This is a genomic window from Neisseria sicca VK64 (assembly GCF_000260655.1).
Classification (GTDB): domain Bacteria; phylum Pseudomonadota; class Gammaproteobacteria; order Burkholderiales; family Neisseriaceae; genus Neisseria; species Neisseria sicca_B.
This window is the reverse complement of the sequence record NZ_AJMT01000044.1, coordinates 20,729-39,523: the sequence shown is the minus strand read 5'-3', so window position 1 is coordinate 39,523 and position 18,795 is coordinate 20,729. Positions and strand designations below refer to the sequence as shown.

General features: G+C 44.3%; 10 protein-coding genes and 2 pseudogenes. All 12 read left to right on the top strand.

Translation table 11 applies throughout. From position 1 onward, the window contains the following. Window positions 1-9: 9 nt before the first annotated feature. Window positions 10-2,661: a type VI secretion system ATPase TssH gene (gene tssH / locus HMPREF1051_RS02825; RefSeq protein WP_003764150.1), complete on the top strand. Its 2,652-nt coding sequence runs from the start codon at window positions 10-12 to the stop codon at window positions 2,659-2,661. A 143-nt stretch (window positions 2,662-2,804) separates the two neighbouring features. Then, window positions 2,805-3,431, top strand: coding sequence for a type VI secretion system lipoprotein TssJ (gene tssJ / locus HMPREF1051_RS02820; protein ID WP_036491479.1), 627 nt, complete (start codon window positions 2,805-2,807; stop codon window positions 3,429-3,431). A gap of 26 nt (window positions 3,432-3,457) precedes the next feature. Then, window positions 3,458-4,801: a type VI secretion system baseplate subunit TssK gene (gene tssK, locus HMPREF1051_RS02815; protein WP_003764162.1), complete on the top strand. Its 1,344-nt coding sequence runs from the start codon at window positions 3,458-3,460 to the stop codon at window positions 4,799-4,801. Between the two features lie 24 nt (window positions 4,802-4,825). Beyond that, the gene (gene tssL / locus HMPREF1051_RS02810; protein WP_003764120.1) at window positions 4,826-6,091 is read left to right on the top strand and encodes a type VI secretion system protein TssL, long form; all 1,266 of its coding nucleotides are present in this window, start codon (window positions 4,826-4,828) and stop codon (window positions 6,089-6,091) included. Window positions 6,092-6,122: 31 nt separating this feature from the next. Beyond that, window positions 6,123-9,680 (top strand): type VI secretion system membrane subunit TssM, encoded by a 3,558-nt coding sequence (gene tssM, locus HMPREF1051_RS02805; RefSeq protein ID WP_003764139.1) that lies wholly within the window; start codon window positions 6,123-6,125, stop codon window positions 9,678-9,680. A gap of 72 nt (window positions 9,681-9,752) precedes the next feature. Then, a complete protein-coding gene (locus HMPREF1051_RS02800; RefSeq protein ID WP_003764185.1) occupies window positions 9,753-12,095 on the top strand; it encodes a type VI secretion system Vgr family protein in 2,343 nt (780 codons plus the stop codon). Between the two features lie 12 nt (window positions 12,096-12,107). Beyond that, window positions 12,108-13,244 (top strand): DUF2169 family type VI secretion system accessory protein, encoded by a 1,137-nt coding sequence (locus HMPREF1051_RS02795; RefSeq protein WP_003764192.1) that lies wholly within the window; start codon window positions 12,108-12,110, stop codon window positions 13,242-13,244. A gap of 82 nt (window positions 13,245-13,326) precedes the next feature. Beyond that, window positions 13,327-16,310 (top strand): annotated as a pseudogene (locus HMPREF1051_RS15070) (PAAR-like domain-containing protein). 114 nt (window positions 16,311-16,424) lie between these two features. Continuing rightward, the gene (locus tag HMPREF1051_RS02785) at window positions 16,425-16,799 is read left to right on the top strand and encodes a hypothetical protein (RefSeq protein ID WP_003761246.1); all 375 of its coding nucleotides are present in this window, start codon (window positions 16,425-16,427) and stop codon (window positions 16,797-16,799) included. 360 nt (window positions 16,800-17,159) lie between these two features. Further along, complete coding sequence (locus tag HMPREF1051_RS02780) at window positions 17,160-17,576, top strand: hypothetical protein (protein WP_003764181.1); 417 nt, start codon at window positions 17,160-17,162, stop codon at window positions 17,574-17,576. Between the two features lie 287 nt (window positions 17,577-17,863). Next, entirely contained in the window at window positions 17,864-18,394 is a 531-nt protein-coding gene (locus HMPREF1051_RS02775; RefSeq protein WP_003764124.1) for a hypothetical protein, read from the top strand. Between the two features lie 91 nt (window positions 18,395-18,485). Further along, a pseudogene (locus tag HMPREF1051_RS15550) lies at window positions 18,486-18,643 on the top strand (IS481 family transposase); the annotation flags it as partial. Window positions 18,644-18,795 lie beyond the last annotated feature (152 nt).

Sequence of the window (18,795 nt, the reverse complement as noted above, 5' to 3'; positions counted from 1 at the left end):
GGACACATCATGTCAAACATCAGCCGCAGCGTATTATTTGGCAAGTTGAATACCACCTTGTATAAAACTCTGGAAAATGCCTACACCTTCTGCCGTCTTCGTGAAAACAGCTACGTTGAGTTGGTTCACTGGCTTCATTCTCTGCTGCAAACCGAAAAAACCGATATCTTCTGCCTGATCAACAGTTTTAATTTAGACGAATCCAGAGTCCGTAAAGATGTATTGACAGCGGTTGAAAAACTTCCTGCCGGTTCTACTGCCGTTATCGATTTTTCCGAACATATCCAAACCCTTGTCGAACAAACTTGGACATACAGCTCGCTCAAATTCGGTACCGACAAAATCCGTACTGCTCATATTTTCTACACCATGCTTGAAAATAAGACGTTGCAGAGCATTTTGGCCAATATTTCATCCGAGTTCCTAAAAATCAAACCTGAAACATTGGCGAACAATATCATCGCTATTACTGCAAACTCTGAAGAAAATCTTGAAGTTACCCAAAATGCCTTATCTTCTGAGCCTAACGCTACCCACAAAGAAAGTGCCTTGGCCAAATACGGCAGCAATCTCACTGAAAAAGCCAAAAATGGCGAAATAGATCCTCTTACCGGTCGCGATGCCGAAATCAGACAAATGATTGACATCCTGATGCGCCGCCGTCAAAACAATCCGATTCTCACAGGTGAGGCCGGTGTCGGTAAGACAGCCGTCGTCGAAGCATTGGCATTGCGTTTGGCAGCCGGAGATGTTCCGCCCGGATTGAAAGACGTTCAATTAATTTTGCTGGATATCGGTTTGCTTAAAGCCGGTGCTAGCGTCAGTGGAGAATTTGAATCACGACTCAGAGCGGTTATGGACGAAGTGGAATCCAGCCCGACCCCCATTGTGCTCTTTATCGACGAAATCCATACCTTGATTGGTGCAGGTGGGGCAGCCGGTACGGGCGATGCAGCCAACCTGCTCAAACCTGCGCTCGCCCGAGGCAAACTCCGTACCATTGGCGCGACAACATGGGCAGAGTACAAAAAATACTTTGAGAAAGACCCTGCCCTGACCCGCCGTTTCCAAGTGGTGCAAGTGGATGAGCCCGATGAAAACAAAGCCATCAACATGCTTAGAGCATTAAACGCTTCTTTGGAAAAACACCATAACGTGATTATTCTTGATGAAGCAATTCAGGCAGCCGTAAAACTTTCCCACCGCTACATACCTGCACGCCAACTTCCTGATAAAGCTGTCGGTTTGATTGATACCGCTTGCGCACGTGTTGCTGTCAGCCAGCATGCTGTTCCCAGCAGTATTGAATTTTTGCGGAAGAAATCCGAGGCATTAAAACTTGAACAAGCAAATTTGGAACGTGAGAAAAAACTCAGTTTCGATTCTGAAACACGGATAACCAATATTGGCAAAGAATTAACTGAAGTCGAAGGTCGTCTGAAAAAATTAGAAGACAGATGGAAATCTGAAGCAGACTTGGTTACTGAGCTGTTAGAAGTACGTGAACAAATCATGCAAGCGGAAGAAGGAACGGCTGAGAAAGAAACCAAGCAGCTGCATACCCGCCAAAAAGAGTTGGTTAACAAACTGAAAAAACTGCAAGGTATCCAACCGCTGGTTATGCCTTTAGTGGATAGCCGTACCGTTGCTGACGTTGTAGCTGACTGGACAGGTATTCCCGTCGGTAAAATGATGAAAGACGAAGTTGAAGCGGTCTTGCAACTTGCCGATACTTTAAACAAACGCATCATTGGCCAACGTCACGGCTTGGATGCAATCGCCCGTCGTATCCAAACATCACGCGCGAATCTGGATAACCCCAACAAACCTATCGGTGTTTTCATGTTGGCAGGCCCTTCAGGCGTGGGTAAAACCGAAACAGCATTGGCTCTAGCCGATACATTGTACGGCGGTGAACAAAACGTAATTACCATCAATATGAGCGAATATCAGGAAGCTCATACCGTATCCACCCTAAAAGGCGCGCCTCCGGGCTATGTCGGTTATGGTGAAGGCGGTGTACTGACCGAAGCCGTTCGACGCAAACCTTATAGCGTCATCTTGCTTGATGAAGTGGAGAAAGCACATCCAGACGTGCATGAAATCTTTTTCCAAGTATTCGACAAAGGCTGGATGGAAGATGGTGAAGGCCGTTATATCGATTTCAAAAATACCATCATTATCCTAACTACTAATGTAGGTACGGATTTGATTATGGATATGTGTGATGACCCTGAAATGCTGCCTACCCCGGAAGGATTAACTAAAGCCTTACGTGCTCCCATGCTGAAAACTTTCCCTGCCGCACTACTAGGCCGCATGCAGGTGATTCCCTACTATCCGTTATCTGACGATATGCTCTCAAAAATTGTGGAATTGCAATTAGGTCGTATCGTAGACCGAATTAAAGATAACCACGGTATCGACCTTCACTACACGCCAGAAGTGCTCAAGCTGATTACTTCGCGCTGCACAGAAGTTGAGTCAGGTGGCCGCATGATTGATGCGATTCTGACCAATACAGTTTTACCGCAAATCAGTCGTGAACTGCTTACTTGTGCAACTCAAGGCAAACAAGTTTTAAGTGTAAATATTGATGCAAGTAACCATGACTTTACTTATCAATATAAATATAAACCTCGCAAGAAAAATACTTTATAATTTTAGAAAATATTAAAAAAATTTAGTCTTTCTAATTAATTATAACGAACCTATTTATTTCTCCAGTAGTCATATATTGCATGACTGATTGAAGTATTTGTTGTCAGACGTAATCAATACTGATGAACTTGAAGGCAATTAAGATGCATACACAACTAATAAAATATATATCATTCTTAATGATATCTTTAATGGTAAGCTCATGTGCTTCCGACCATAAACCGCCTAAAGAATCTGATGAGAGCGGAGAAAAAATTGATGTACAAATCATAGTTTCCCCTGATGCGAATCCTAATATAGTTGGCCAACCTTCTCCCATCAGATTGGATTTATATCAGTTGTCTTCTGACGGGGAGTTCAAAAAATCAAACTATTTTGAACTTACCAACAACGCCAAAGAAAATTTAGGTGAGAAGTTAATCCAGCAAAACCAATTCATGCTGCATCCTGATACAGTTACCATATTGCCGATTAAATTGGATTCCCACCTGAAATATCTGGGTGTAGTCGCAAGTTATCGAGATTTGGATAACAGTCAATGGCAATTGGTATTATTGAAGCAGAAGAAAAAATGGTATCAGTTTGGCAAACATTATTTCTATGTAAATGTCGGCAAAAATAAATTAACCCAGTTATCAAAGTCAGAAATGAAGGACTTGTTGAAAGAATATAAAGAACGACACCCTGACGATAAAAAAATTAAAGAAAATGGAAAAACTCGTAAATACGGCAATGACCTTAGTAAAGGCGTTTTCCGTGAAGAAAAATAATAACTAAAAGATTAAGGATAAAAGGCATGGCAATAGAAGCAAAAGTAGTTTGGTCGGAGGGTATCTTTATTACCCCTCAACATTTCCAACAATTTGAACGTTACCTTGAATCCGGTCTACGCCAATTAGCCGTTTCTCAAGAGGGTCATTTTTGGGGATTCTCTTCGCTGGTATTAAATTCAGACGGCCTCAAACGGGGGGTAATCGGTATTAATGAAGCAGAAGGTGTTTTTCCTGATGGTTCTGTATTTTTATTCTCTCAAAAACAGCTTGAAAATTTGAGTTTAAAAGTCCCTGCAAATATTAAAGACACCAAAATCTGCCTTGCCGTTACCCTGCCTTCTTCTGTAAATAATGAAATTTATTTCCCAGATCAGGATTCTTCAGACTCATGTCGCTACAAAGCCTTTAATAAAACTCTAGCAGACACTACAAATACTGAATTAGATGGTCGCCAAGTAATACTGGCAGATCTTAATCCGATGTTGGTTTTAGAAAATGACTTAACCAGTGGACAAACTGCCCTGCCCATTGCGCTTATCCGATCCAGCTCTGCAGACTTTGAAATTATTTTAGATGAATCATATATCCCGCCTTGCCTCGGAAGCCAAAAACAACCACACCTGAAAGCTTATATTTCAGAAATTTATGGTTTATTGATGCAAAAAAGCAATAGTCTGGCCAATGCAGTGAACGATCCTAATACCGGCGGCTCTGTTGAAGTTATGGATTTCATGATGCTTCAAACCATTAATCGTTATTTGGCATATTTGCATCATGAAAATGAAGGGGCACGACAAACGCACCCTGAACAATTATTCATTAATTTATCCAAACTATGTGCTGATTTAATGACCTTCCTGCCTTCTCGCAAAGTAGGCGATATCCCTGTCTATGAACATAATGACCTAGCCTCATGCTTTGGCAAATTATTTTTCAATCTGCGTAAATCATTATCCATCGTTCTTGAACAACGCGCGATTAGGATTCCGCTGGATATGCGTGATGAAGCCACTCGCGTTGCTCAAACACCAGATCAAAGCCTATTGGATAAAGCCTCATTTGTCCTTGCTATCAAAGCCGATATGCCGAACGAAGCATTGCGCCAAAAAATTCCGAGCGTAGTAAAAATAGGTACTGTGGAGAAAGTAAAAGAATTGGTTGCTTACCACCTACCTGGAATCAGGGTTCATGCTTTGTCTGTAGCACCCCGAGAATTGCCATACCACAGCGGTTATGTCTATTTTGAATTGGACAAAAAGCACGAGCTGTGGGACATGTTTGATACTTCATCAGGCATGGCCTTCCATTTAGCCGGTAATTTTCCGAATTTAGATGTTGAATTTTGGGCAATCAAGTCTTTAAGTTAATTTGGTTCAATTTGGAATTTCATTATGGATAACCAGAATAATGCTGCTCACAGCACCACAAATATTTATAACCCATTGATTGAGGCGGCCAAACCGGTTTTTATCTTAGTCAATGCGATGCAGCAGACTACCAGTCAATTGTCTACGGACAGTTTGATCAACAAATTTTCTCTCTTAATCAATAATTTTGAAGAAAATGCTGAAAAAAATGGAGCAAGATACGACGCTATCCAAGCTGCAAAATACTGTCTATGTACATTCGTAGATGAATTGGCTGTTCGTGCAGGCTGGGCAGATGAAACCTGGTCAAAAAACAGTCTGTTGGTATCTTTTTATGACGAAACATGGGGCGGGGAACGTTTTTTTGAGATTATTCAAAATTTGAAACAGGATCCGGATAAGAATATTGATTTATTAGAGTTTATGTACTTGTGTTTGCAGTTTGGCTACAAAGGCAAATATCAAGTGTTAAATAGCGGCGAACTCGAAATCGACAAAATCAAAAGAGATTTGCTCGCCTTAATTCATAGTAAACGACCGGATCAAACTGCCGATCTTTTCAAACACAATCCAATAATCACAAATACTATCCAACGAAAACAAAGGCTTTCTATTCCTTTATGGGTTGTAGGTGTTTTAGGGGCAGTCGTCTTGGGGGTGGGCTATTTTGCAATGCAATGGTCTTTAGGTGATGACTTTGATGTTGCCAGTACAAAAGTTAACAATCTCAAACTCCCTTCTGTTACGGCTAAACAGCAAGAAACACAAAGTACTGTCCGACTACGTCCTTTATTGGAAAATGAAATTGCTAGAAAGCTAGTCTCTGTAGAAGACTTTCAAGATAGAAGTACAGTCACTATTTTGGGTGACGGTCTCTTTGAGTCTGGTTCTGCACAAATTCAAGACCAATATTACCCTGTTTTGGCAAGAGTCAGCCAAGCTTTGGATAGTGTAGAAGGGCAAATCGTAGTGACCGGATATACTGACAATCAGCCCATTCAGAGCTTGAACTTCCCATCTAACTGGCATCTCTCTCAAGCTCGTGCAGATGCAGTAAAAGAAATTTTATTGAATTACATCAAAAATGGCGGAGCTCGTATTCGTTCAGAGGGACGTGGTTCGACCGATCCTGTTGCTCCAAATGATACTTTGGAAAATAGAGCCAAAAACCGAAGGGTTGAAATTACCCTATTCACAACTGGAACCGGCCCCAAACTGGGTAGTGCAGTAGAAGTAAAAACCAATACTTCCACTACTCAGCCAAGCAGTGATGTAAGTACACATCAATAATCTGAAATTGGATTGATACGGAAAAACAAATATGAAAAAAATTCTTTATTTTCTAGGCTCCCGTTCCCTATGGGTAATGCTGGGTATCACCGGTCTGATTATATTGGTATGGTTTATCGGTCCACTGATTTCCATAGGTGAAATCCGTCCTTTAGCAAACAAGACCATTCGCCTTGCCGTGTGTGCAGCCATTATCGGCATTTGGTTGGCCAAAGCCATATTTCGCCAATATCGTGAATCACGTCGAAACGCTGCCTTACTGAAGGAAATTCGTGCAGCACAAGAACCCATTTTAAAAAATGCAAGCGATGTCAGCTCAATGAGCCGTCAGTTTGCCGAAATGGATAAAGTACTGAAAAACGCAAAATTTTCCAGATCTAAAAATAGTTTATTGGCAAGATTGGAAGAGGGGCAATATCTTTATCAAATGCCGTGGTACGTCGTTTTAGGTGCTGCCGGTTCTGGTAAAACAACAGCATTAAAACGCTCTGGTCTCAACTTCCCTCTAGAAAGCACTTTAGGAACATCTGTAAGCGGCTTGGCAGGGACACGCGATTGTGATTGGTTTTTATCCGATGAAATCGTACTTCTCGATACTGCAGGCAGATTGTCTTTACATGACAACCACAGCAATAAAGACTCCAGCGACTGGGAGGAATTTGTATCCCTGCTGAAGCGCTACCGTCCTAAACAACCTATCAACGGTGTAGTAGTTACCGTAGGAGTGGACGACCTTTTAGGCGGTAAAACCAATATTACCGAAATTTCTGCAGAACTTCGCAAAAGAATCCACGAAATGCATACCAAATTAGGTATACATTTCCCTGTTTATCTTATGATAACCAAACTGGATTTGCTGCATGGTTTTGACAAATTCTTCGATCATCTGACGGAAGAACAAAGAAACCAATATTTGGGTATTTCTCTTTCTGATACCGAAGGAATGGAAACTCCAATTGCCACTGCTTCCAATGCTTTATCGGAAGTTGTTGATAAACTGCGCTCTTCTATGTTGGGCACCATCCATCAATTGGAATCTTCTGAAGATAAAGCAGCGGCTTTTGCTTTCCCTGAAGAATTTGAACGTCTTAATCAGGCGGTACTTTCTCTATTTAAAGAATTATCTAAATCTTCAAAATTTGAGCAACCTATCTCGTGGAGAGGTGTTTATTTCTCAAGCGGTACCCAAACGGGACAACATTTCAATCCCATCTTGGATGGCTTGCAAAACGATTTCCAATTATCGAAAAAATACTTGGATTCGGATCGAACCAAAACTCAAAATAACGAGCGAAGCTTTTTCCTGCACAGACTGTTCTCTGACGTCATCCTTAGTGAAGCAAACCTGGCGGGAGAAAATAAATCTTGGTTTGTCAAAAAACAAATGCTCTATTGGTTAGGCATTGGAGCTATTGTCACCATAGTCGCTGCCTGCTTAGCCATGATGCTGAACAGTTATTCGAATAATCGCTCATATCTTGAGCAGGTTGGCGATAAAGCAACCAAACTGGGTCAAGAGGCGAAGAAATACACTGAAGCTCCCGACCTGCTTAAAGCAGTAACATTTGCAGAACATGTCAAAGATACAACCAGCAGTAGAGAGATTCCCGATCTGTCTTCCCCTCCCCTCAGCTATCGTATGGGCCTTTATCAAGGCGGGCAAATGGAAGACGTTGGTGAATCTGCCTACCGAAGAATCCTTCAAGACAATGTGATGCCGTTAATCAGTTTCAAATTAGATGAACTTCTGCGTACAACCAGCGGCTCAGACGGCATCAATGGTTACAATGCTTTAAAAGCTTATCTAATGATGTACGACAAAGAGCATTTTGATGCCGCTTTTATGCAAAACTGGCTGATGACTAATTTGTCTAAAGCAGAATCTTCAGGCATGAGTGAGCAACAGAAAAAATCTCTTGAGAAAGCTTTAAACCAAATACTTTCCAAACAAAGCATTACTCCCAGCGTACCCTATGATGAAGAATTGGTAGAACGCCGCAGGCAAGAAATTGCACAAAGAGATATTGCCACTATGGTACTGGAAGATACCATCAACACAGTTGCTCTCTCAGGCAAAGAAGGAATCACACCTGTTTCTTTTTCAAGCATGGGCGGCGTACAAAGCCACTTATTGTTTCGTCGCAAAACCGGCGGAGCTTTAAAAGAACCGATTAACTTCATTTATACCAAAGAGGCTTACATTACCAAAGTCTTGCCTACTATGGTCAAGTCGGCAGAACAGTTTTTTAATGAAGACAACTGGGTATTGGGTAGTTATGCATCACAAAGCCAAAGCAAAGCTTCTGTTCTTTCAGATGCTCAAAAGCTTTATTTCGGCAATTACATCAAGGCATGGAATAACTATTTGTCTGATTTGTCATTGGTTACGCCCAAGTCATCTCGAGAAAGTATTCAGATTGCCAAGCTTTTATCAGAGAAAAATTCTCCTTTAGTCAATATTATCAAAGGTATCAGCGACAATACGACGCTTACCATTGATAAAAAGATAACGGATAAAGCAGACAGTAAAATTGCCGACTGGTTAAATAGAGCAGGACTGTCAAAGCTCCTAGATGCTGAAGGAGAGGCAAATGTAAAAAATGAATTGTCTGCTTTAAAACTGGCCACTCCCGTTGATGATGCTTTTGCGGATTTCCATAGTTTAACTGAAACCACAAATGATCAACCTCCGGCAATTAACAGTGTTACTGAAGCCATTAATGATTTGTACGTTTATCTGGTTGCCGTTAATGTCGCAGTCGAAAAAGGGGTAGATTTGCCTCCTGATGATCCGTTTGTGAAATACAAAGCTGAAGTAAACCGTCTTCCTATGCCCTTCCGTCCGATGTTGGACAGCTTTTCTGAGATTATTTTGAAAAACACCGACAAAATTGTTGATGAAAAGCTCATGTCCACCTTGGAAAAACAGTTGGCAACCGTAACAAACAGTTGCCAAGAAATACACGAACAGGGTTACCCTTTTGACAGAGGTTCTGAAAACAATGTTGCCTTAGAAAGCTTCACCAACATATTTGGTCCAAACGGTATGTACAGCAAGTTTACCAATTTATCAGGTGAAGCCGCCGTATTGGCACGTTCAGAAAAACTGGAAACCTTGACTGCTAAAAACAGCGCATTTAAAGACCGTTTCTCCAGGCTGAACGACATAGCGGCAATCCGGCAAGGATATTTTGACAAAGGCTCGGAAACACCCACTTTTGACTTTACAGTCAAAGTCTTGATTCTTGACTCCAGCTTGGAAAGCGTGAATGTTTCTTATGCAGGGAAAAGCTATGTATACAGTCACGGTCCAGTCAATCCTGCAACCTTTACTTGGCCTTCAAAAGAAGAAAACGCCTTGGCAAAAATAGATATTTCCTCCCCTCAAATCAATAGTGCGGGTATCAGTTCAACCGGACCGTGGTCAATATTCCGCCTGATTGAAAAAGGGAAAATCATTCGCCAGACAGGAAACACTACCGTTGTCGAATACAACATCCAAGGCAAAAACGTTGTACTTGAATTTACTACTTCCACAGCCTTCAATCCCTTTAATTTAAACAAATTAAGGAATTTTCAGTGCGTTTGATGGTCATAATGAGAATGTAAGCAGGTCGTCTGAAACCGCTCATTCCAACATGCTGCTGCCGCAACCCTATGCATGATTGAAAATAGAAAAACCGACACTCAAGCGAAATTGGTTTTTAATGTCAACAAGGAATTTCCCGAAATGAATAGAACAGTCGTTGCTTATACACCTTTGGGATCACAACTTTTATTCAAAAAAATGCTTGGAACAGAATTTGTTTCCAACCTTTTTGAATTTAATATTACTTTGGTTTCCAAAGATTCCAATTTACAAGGCAAGGATATTATCGGTCAGCCTATAACATTGGAAATTGACACAGAAGCAGGCAGCCCGCGCTATCTGAACGGTTTGGTTACCGACTTCGGTTACATTGGCGAAGATGAAGACGAAGAAGACTATCACGCCTACACCTGTACAGCCCGTCCGTTTATGTGGTATCTCACCCAAAATACGGACAGCAGGGTATTTGTCGACAAGTCCGTTCTGGATATTGCCAATGAAGTCTTGTCGCCGTTCGGCTTCCCCTTCCAGGTAAAATGCCAAAAAGGCTATCGTACCAGAGGATTTTGTGTCCAATATCAGGAAAACAGTTTTAATTTCCTAAACCGCCTGTTTGAACAGGAAGGCATCTACTATTATTTTACCCACAGCAACGGTTCGCATGAGCTGGTTATCGCTGATGATGTCGGTACTCTAGAAGCCATCCCTTCTCCCAACATTCCTTACCATTCCAAAAATACTGCGCCCGGCGCACCCAACATCGCCTATATCGATGTATGGGAAGAACGGGATGCCTTGAAATCCAGTCAGTTCGTGACTCAAGAATACAACTATAAAAACGCCAAAGTCCCAATGAAATCTTCTGATTCGGTTCACGATTTCAGTTCTGTTCCTATGGAACATTATGATTTTTATACCGGCTTTAGCGATGTATCCGAAGCACAAAATTACAGTCAGGTGCGCAGTGAAGATCTGAAAAGCCAAACCAAGATCATTACCGGTTCGGGTACTGCCTTGACGGTAGCTCCGGGTTATAGGTTTACCCTGAGCAAACACCCGCATTCCTCATCCAATACCGAATACACCATTCTGAAAGCAGACTATGATTTTGAAGAAGCCGGCTATACTACCGGCGACCGTATCGGCAAATTCAGAATTTCGTTTCGCGTATTGCCCAAATCCTACCCATACCGCCCTCCCCTTAAAACGCCGAAACCCAAAGTATTGGGTACACAGGCGGCTACGGTAACAGGTCCTGCCGGAGAAGAGGTTTATACCAACGAGTATGGCGATATTAAAGTCCAATTCCATTGGGACCGCTACGGCAAAATGGATGAAAATAGCTCCAACTGGGTTCGGGTAACGCAAGGTTCTGCCGGAGCGGGATACGGCTCTATCAACACACCGCGTATCGGTGAAGAAGTGCTGGTTGACTTCATCAACGGCGATGCCGACCGACCGATTGTATTGGGTCGTCTGTACAACAGCGCAATGTCGCCGCCATGGGGCTTTCCTGCCGCGGCCAAGCAATCCGGTATCAAAAGCAAGAGTTTCAATTCGCCATTGTCCAACTTCAACGAATTGATGTTCAACGATACTGCCGGTTCCGAGATGGTCAATTTCCAAGCGCAAAAAGACCTGACCTCCCTGGTTAAAAACAACGAAACCCGCAACGTCAACAACGACCGCACCACCACGATCGGTAACAACGAAACGGTTACGGTAGTAGGCGATCGGGCGAAAACCGTCCAAAAAAACGAAACGGCTTCGATTACCCAAAACCGCACAAAATCGGTGGGTCAAAACGAGACCTCCAGCATTACCCAAAACCAAAGCATTAGTGTGGGTGACAACCAAAGTACCAGCGTAGGTAAAGACCAAAGCGTCAATGTGGGTAAAAATCGCAGCCGTTCTGTTGGCTTGAACGAAAAAGTAGGCATAGGTCAGAGCCAAGCGTTGACTGTCGGACAAGATCAGAACGTTGCTGTCGGCAAAAACCAAGCGCTGACCGTCGGTGCAAACCGCAACAAGACCGTTGTTGCCAACGAAGTCAGCAGTATCGGCGGCAACAAACAGGAAACCGTCAGCCTGAACGGTATGAACAATGTCGGCATCGGACAGATGACCAACATCGGTGCCGGCTATATGCTGAACGTCGGGGCAGGCTGGATGACCAATGTCGTCGGTGCAGAAATGCATAGCGTCGGCTTGGTGATGGGGCTCAACGCCGGTATGAACATCGGCCTCAACGCAGGTCGAAACATCACCCTGTCCGCAGGCAAGAAAATTACCATACAAGTCGGTAGTTCCATGATTTTGATTGATAAAAACAAAATCAGCATCGTCAGCAAAACGATCAAGATCGTCGGCACCAAAGTAGTGGACATCGACGGCAAAAAAGTCGATATCAACTAGAGAAGATACGCCATGTTTGAGTTGCAGAACTTTACCTGCTTTCATACGCAGCAGTTTAAAAACATCGACCAAACAGATCGGGCTTATGATGTAGTCGTCGCCAAAGTCAGCTACGAGTTTGAAATTGACCCGGAAACAGGAAAAACGGAGCTTGCGTTTGCCCGTAAGCAAACGCCGCTCACGTTTGCCGATACCTATTACGGCGATCCCTCGCAAACCTCAACTCAGTTTGAAAGCGACTTCAGCCTCTACAAGCCCAAAACCGACTTGGTCATCAATGCCACCGCCTATGCGCCCGACGACGTTCCCTCTCGGCAATTTACCGTATCTGTAAGTATCGGCGATTACCAAAAAAGCCTGGCGCTTACCGGGGAACGTTACTGGGTGCGGGAGGCGGCAGGATGGTCTTTGAGCGAACCCGACCCTATCCTTTCCCTGCCTATCCGCTATGAGTTTGCCTTTGGCGGCAGCGCAGTCGAAGATGACCACACAGGCTATCAGCAGAACGCCATCGGTATCGGCTACTATCCAAAGGCCGAACTCAAAAAAAACGGGTTTAAGCGGACGCTGAAAGCGCATCAAATCTACGACCCCGCACACCCCGTGCGAGATCCGTCCGATAAGGCCGCGCCCGAAGGCTTCGGCTTTATGCCCCGTTATTTTGCACTGCGAGCCAAACATACCGGCACTGCCGATGCGCAATGGATAGCCAACCGTGCCCCGCTACTGCCTGAAGATTTTTCTATGGCTTATTGGAACGGCGCCCATCCCTCGCTGCAGCTTCCCCATCTGAAACCCAACCATATTTACGAACTGACTTTTACCGGCATGGTGCATTCCTTCCAAGCACCCAACCAACGCTTTACCGTTGATTTGGCGGTAGAAACCGTGTTCGTCCACGCCCATACGGCAACCAACTCGTCATTGTGCAAAGACATGATATTGGACACCATTCTCGTCGATGTAGAACAACGCCGCATTGATTGCAGCTACCGCACATCTTTTCCGGAGGAACTGGAAATCGCGGCATGCCAGCTCAGATTCATCGCCCGACACGAACGGGCAGACCAAATCGCAGCCGCCCAAGCTTGTCGGGATTCACAGGATGAATTTATCCCAATCCCGCCATCTTTGGCAGCACACGCATAAACCACACATAGGTCGTCTGAAATCCCAAACCTGTAATCATCCATATTTCAGACGACCCCATCCCCAACAGGAGCAAGCCGCCATGGCATTCAATAAAATCGCCCGTAAAGACAGCGACTTCTATGTAATCTGTACCCTCCCCGATTTCTGCTGGGCACCCCCTCCCGCTCCTCCTATCACACCGCCCATCCCCTTCCCGCTCTTCGCCGACCTGGGCAACGCCAAAACCGTTGCCAAAGACGTCCGCCTCAACCGCAAGCCCGCCTTCGTCTTCAAGGCCAGTAAAACCAACCGCACTACCGGTGACGAACCCGCCCTTCCGGGCCGCAAGGGTGTGTTGTCCCGCACCGCCACCAAACCGGCCTGGCCGATGATGCACTCCTCTTCGGTTAAAATCCGCAAACGCTATATCATACGCGCCGGCGATATGTTCCACATGAACAACAAGTTCAAAGGAAAACTAGGAAAAAAACCCTGTATTTCCTGTAAAGCCGCCGCTGCTGCCGGCCGCCCGGTCAATCCGATACACGGGCTGAAGTTTTTAGAGGATGAAACCGACTTTGCCTTTGAAGGCATCCTGCCGCTGGTCTGGAGCCGCAGCTATTATTCCGATCAAGACGGTATCGGCTGGCTCGGCGAGGGCTGGAGCGTGCCGGGCTGCCAACGCATCATCCGCGATGCGGCGGGATTGGCCTATATCGACGATCAGGGCCGTCTGTTCCCGCTGCCGGAAGTCGATGAAGACGATGAGGAACCGGTCTTGTTTGAGAGCGAACAGATCTGGTTCAGCAAAAATCCGGACGGGCATTATGTCATCGCGTCGCTGGACGGTTCGATAGCGCTGCGTTTTGCGCCTTTGGTCGTCGCGGAAGACGGTTCGGACGAAGATTCCACCCTCTTCCCGCTGGTGGCGGTGGAAGACGCCAACGGCAACCATCAGCGTTTCGTCTATCATCCGCTGACCGGTCTGCCGCAATACGTCATCGACGGCAACGGCCGAGTGTTCTCGCTGAACTTCGGCAATGTGGCGGACGAACAGTCGCCCAAAATGCGGCTGATGTCGGTGTCGCTGTTGGAGGGTTTGCCGGTCTTCGGCGAAACGGTCCGGGTTGGCAGTCCGCTGGTCCGCTACGAATACAACGGCAGCGGCGACTTGGTCCGCGTCATCGGCCGCGACGGCAACGTCAAACGCAGCTTCGGCTATAAAAACAATCTGATGGTGTCGCACACGGATGCGGCAGGATTGGTATCGGAATACGAATACGACCATTACACCCCGACCGGCAAGGTGTTGCGCAACTGGACGTCTTTGGGCGAGGAATGGCGTTTTACCTATCACGACGGTTATACCGAGGTGACCGACGTGTTGGGCCGTACCGAGCAATATCATTACGATTACAACAACGAGTTGACCAAGCGGGTGTTTGCCGACGGCAGCGCTGTGTTGATGGAACGCGACGGTTTGGGCCGTCTGCTCAGCCACACCGATGCGATGGGGCGCGTTACCCGTTATCAGTACAGCAACGAAGGGCAGGTAGAGGCCATCGTCCGCCCCGACGGCGCCATCCTGCATTTCGACTATGACGACTGCTACCGCCTGATCCGTAAAAGTGATGCGGAAGGCCGTTATGACGGCTATACCTACGACGAAGCGGGCAACCTGCTGACCCATACCGACCCGCTGAAACATACCACCCGTTTCGAATACGCCGACAACGGCCTGTTGCTGTCGGTGACCGATCCGAACGGCAGCAGTACCGCTTATCACTATAATGAAAACCGCCAGCCCGACCTCATTACCGACTGTTCCGGTTACGAAACCAAACTGGCCTACACCCCCGAAGGGCAACTGGCGCGCATTACCGATGCGCTGGGACAGCACACCGAATACCATTACGACGCCGACCAAAACCTTACCCTCGCCCTCTATCCCGACGGCAGCAAAGAGACCTTCGGCTACGATGCCGCGGGTCGTCTGAAAACCCATACCGACGGCGAAGGCCATACCACTTCCTACGAATACGGCCAAGACGGTCTGCCGACCCGACGCACCAATGCCTTGGGACACACCTTCGGCTACCATTACGACAAAGCCCGCCGCTTGGTCGGCCTCACCAATGAAAACGGTGCGCGCTACCGCTTTGCCTACGACGTCCTCGACCGTCTGATTGCCGAAAGCGGCTTCGACCATAAACTGACCGGCTACCGCTACAACGCCGGCAACGAGCTGGTCGAGCAGCGCGAATTCGGTGACGACGCCTCCCTCGCCGCCAAACTGATGGCGCAACTGGGCGGACAGCCCGTCCCCAAAAAAGACGTATCCCCGCTTTCAGACGACCTCGACAGCCAAACCCCGCTGCGGATTACCGAGTTCAAACGCGATATATTGGGACGGCTGATCCACACCCTTGCCCGCGATAACGACAAGGTTCAGGAAACCGCTTACCAATACGACTTGAACGGCAACCTCGTCCGCGCCGCCAACTGCCACAGCATCACCTGCTTCGACTACAACGGAAACGGCCAACTCATCGCCCAACACCAATGGAAGGTGCCGAGCAAAGAAGAGAACGCCCGAAACGGCTTGCCCGACACCGACTGGCGCGATGCGCAGTACGACATGCTGTACCTGCCCGTTACCGAAACCGTCCGCTACCACTACGACTTCAACGGCAACCGCACCGCCACCGTCCTGCCCGACGGCAGACAGATCAACTACCTGTACTACGGCAGCGGCCACCTGCACCAAATCAGCCTCGACGACGAAGTCATCACCGACATCGAACGCGACAAGCTGCACCGCGAAATCTTCCGCACACAGGGTAAACTCGCCAGCCGCTACGAACTCGACCCTTTAGGTCGTCTGAAAGGCAAATCGCCACCCTCAATGACCTGACGGAAGGCGGCAAAGGCAAAACCAAAGTAGCGGCGGGTTATGGCCAAACCGCCGTCAAACGCAGCTACGGCTACGACCGCACCGGCAACCTGACCCACAGCACCGACCAGCGGACGGGCACGACCAAGTTCGAGTACAACAAACTGGGCAGGATTACCAAATGGAGATAAATTTGGTATTAGGCACTCGTCAAGACATGGTGAAACACTGGATTTCAATGTCAAAGGGCTTCCACGAGATTTTAAAATCCATCAAAAATGATATAACATTAGGAGATTTTTATTATGCATAATACTAGAGAACATATATATATTGATAAAAAGTTAAAAGCTAAAGGATACCGCGATTTAAACGATTATATTGATAAAAGGAGTAACGAAATATTAGATGATGAAGTTTGGCTATGGAGAACCAAGGCCGGAATACAAGATGATTTTCCTGAATTATCAAATTGCGAGATTATTGAAATATTAAAGGATGTAATGACTAACATCGTAAAAAAGGGAGGAGTTATTTGTGATTATTCCAATGGAAAAGCAACACATATAATAAAAAAATATGATGACTTATCCTCTCCATTACTAATATCGGATATTGTTAATTTCTTGCTTCTCAATCCTGACTATGGAAGTGATGGAAATGGTATTTGGTATGAATAACAAACCTTAAGTGAATTAAACCTCTAGTAAACCGTAGCCCATATGTAGGCTGCGTGTCCCAAGGCTCATACGCGGTTTCTTACTCCAAATTATTTATAAAGTGTAAAAAATATAAAGCGTAGCAAGATAATAGGAAACAGAAAAAAGGTTCTAGAAATTCTGATAGTTCTAAAAATGAGAAACATGGAGATGGTGTAGATCATTTAAAGCAGCTGAAAAACGGATTAAGGAATTACAAGAGCAGATTAAACCTAGAATGCCTAGAAGAGATAAGCTTAGTTGAGAGAAAAAAATAAGTAATATTAAGAAAACTGCGGAACAAAAAGCAAAAGGTGTAGAACATAGCAAAGGATCAAAACGATGAAATTAAATCTATCTCCGTTTAAATCTGTAGGTCCATTTAAGTTTGGAGAAAATGTTGATAAATATATTTCTATCCTACAATTTTTTAAATACAGCTCACCGGATGAATTTGGAGTATGTGAGTATGAATCTCAAGATAGTAGTTTTTTTATTACTGTGAGAGAAAATAAAATTGATTCTATATTTTGCTATAAAGAACTATTTTATAAAGACACTAATTTAATTGGATTAACTATTGAGCAATTTAAAATAATTACTGAGAGTAATTTTATAGGTAAAATAGATGAATTGGATTTTGAAGATGATGGCATACCACAATTTGTTTATGAATTTGAAACAATAGGGTTGCAAGTTTGGGAGAAAAATAGCAGGATTGTTACTATTATAGCAAGTCTATATATAGAAGATGATTAGCCTGCGCAGATTATGTCAAGCCCCGACAAAACACATCAAGGTCGTCTGAAATTAATTTTTAGATGACCTCTCCTTATAATTTTCATCCAAAAAATATCGGAATAGGTGTCGATGGGAAAGTCGATCAGCCATCAGCAATGGTTTTCCGCAATGGGGTAAGACAGCGAATTTTGTAACATATGTATTGAAACGCTTAGGTTTGGTCAATACCCAACAACCCAGAAAGGCCGTCTGAAAAAATCCAAATTCATCTTTCAGACGACCCTATCCCACAAGAGGAAATATTTATGAAAAACATAAATGATATTTTTATTGGGCAGAATTTTTCTTTACCTAACCATTTTTTAATACCAAATTATGATACTTTTTTGTTCTTTGATTTTGTGCTTGGAATGGATTTAAAGTTTCTTGGAGAATTTTCTGACTTGTTAGATCTAGGTGGCTTTAATAAGCAAGTTAATGTTTTAGATTGTGATTTTAATATTATGTTGGAAAACTGGATTCTTGAACATGATAATTCACTAAAAAATATACAAAGAATAATAAGCTGTACGAATGATTATGGTGACGGTGGAGTTATTATGGCAGATACTGATTTAAATTGGGTTGCGGTTCAGGATATACCTATTAATTGGGGTGTTTTTGCATTTCAAAGTTCAAAAAAAGAATCTATAAGATTATTCCATATGATGGATCGAGATTGGTTTGTAGACATTGAAAGATTTAAGGCTATGGAGAAGGTATTAATAAGAGAGTTTGGAGAGGAGTTTATAAATGTCTTATTAAGCAATTACGGTAATATTCGTTGGGATGGTTAACTGCCAAGTAAGCGTAGATATTGTCGCTTAAGTTAATCTCGAAAGTTGCAAATATTGATTTAAGCTGTAGATTAGATCGAGTGCTCTCATCTTGATGGAAATTTGGTATGATAAATTTCCCTTTATAGATTCGGAACATTGGAAAAAGGAGTTGTGCCGCTTTATGAATTTTTATAATACGGTAAAGCCACAGAAGAGTTTGCACCTTTTGAGGTCTTACAGGCTTATTTTTCTCAACCTGTTGTGTGAACAACGTTGTGTTTCCTTATAAAATAATATGTTGAAATTATTTATCTCATCATTTTTAAACCTATTATTTATTTTGTACTTAACCAGAGAACTGAAAGGACTTATTAGCTTCATTCTAAACATTTGTAATGGAAATATAAGCAATTATATTT

Bases quoted from the DNA above. Each gene is read 5' to 3' on its own strand.
- tssK (WP_003764162.1), top strand. From the start codon at position 3,458: ATGGCAATAGAAGCAAAAGTAGTTTGGTCGGAGGGTATCTTTATTACC.
- tssL (WP_003764120.1), top strand. From the start codon at position 4,826: ATGGATAACCAGAATAATGCTGCTCACAGCACCACAAATATTTATAAC.
- HMPREF1051_RS02780 (WP_003764181.1), top strand. From the start codon at position 17,160: ATGAAATTAAATCTATCTCCGTTTAAATCTGTAGGTCCATTTAAGTTT.
- tssH (WP_003764150.1), top strand. From the start codon at position 10: ATGTCAAACATCAGCCGCAGCGTATTATTTGGCAAGTTGAATACCACC.
- HMPREF1051_RS02775 (WP_003764124.1), top strand. From the start codon at position 17,864: ATGAAAAACATAAATGATATTTTTATTGGGCAGAATTTTTCTTTACCT.
- tssM (WP_003764139.1), top strand. From the start codon at position 6,123: ATGAAAAAAATTCTTTATTTTCTAGGCTCCCGTTCCCTATGGGTAATG.
- HMPREF1051_RS02800 (WP_003764185.1), top strand. From the start codon at position 9,753: ATGATTGAAAATAGAAAAACCGACACTCAAGCGAAATTGGTTTTTAAT.
- tssJ (WP_036491479.1), top strand. From the start codon at position 2,805: ATGCATACACAACTAATAAAATATATATCATTCTTAATGATATCTTTA.
- HMPREF1051_RS02795 (WP_003764192.1), top strand. From the start codon at position 12,108: ATGTTTGAGTTGCAGAACTTTACCTGCTTTCATACGCAGCAGTTTAAA.
- HMPREF1051_RS02785 (WP_003761246.1), top strand. From the start codon at position 16,425: ATGCATAATACTAGAGAACATATATATATTGATAAAAAGTTAAAAGCT.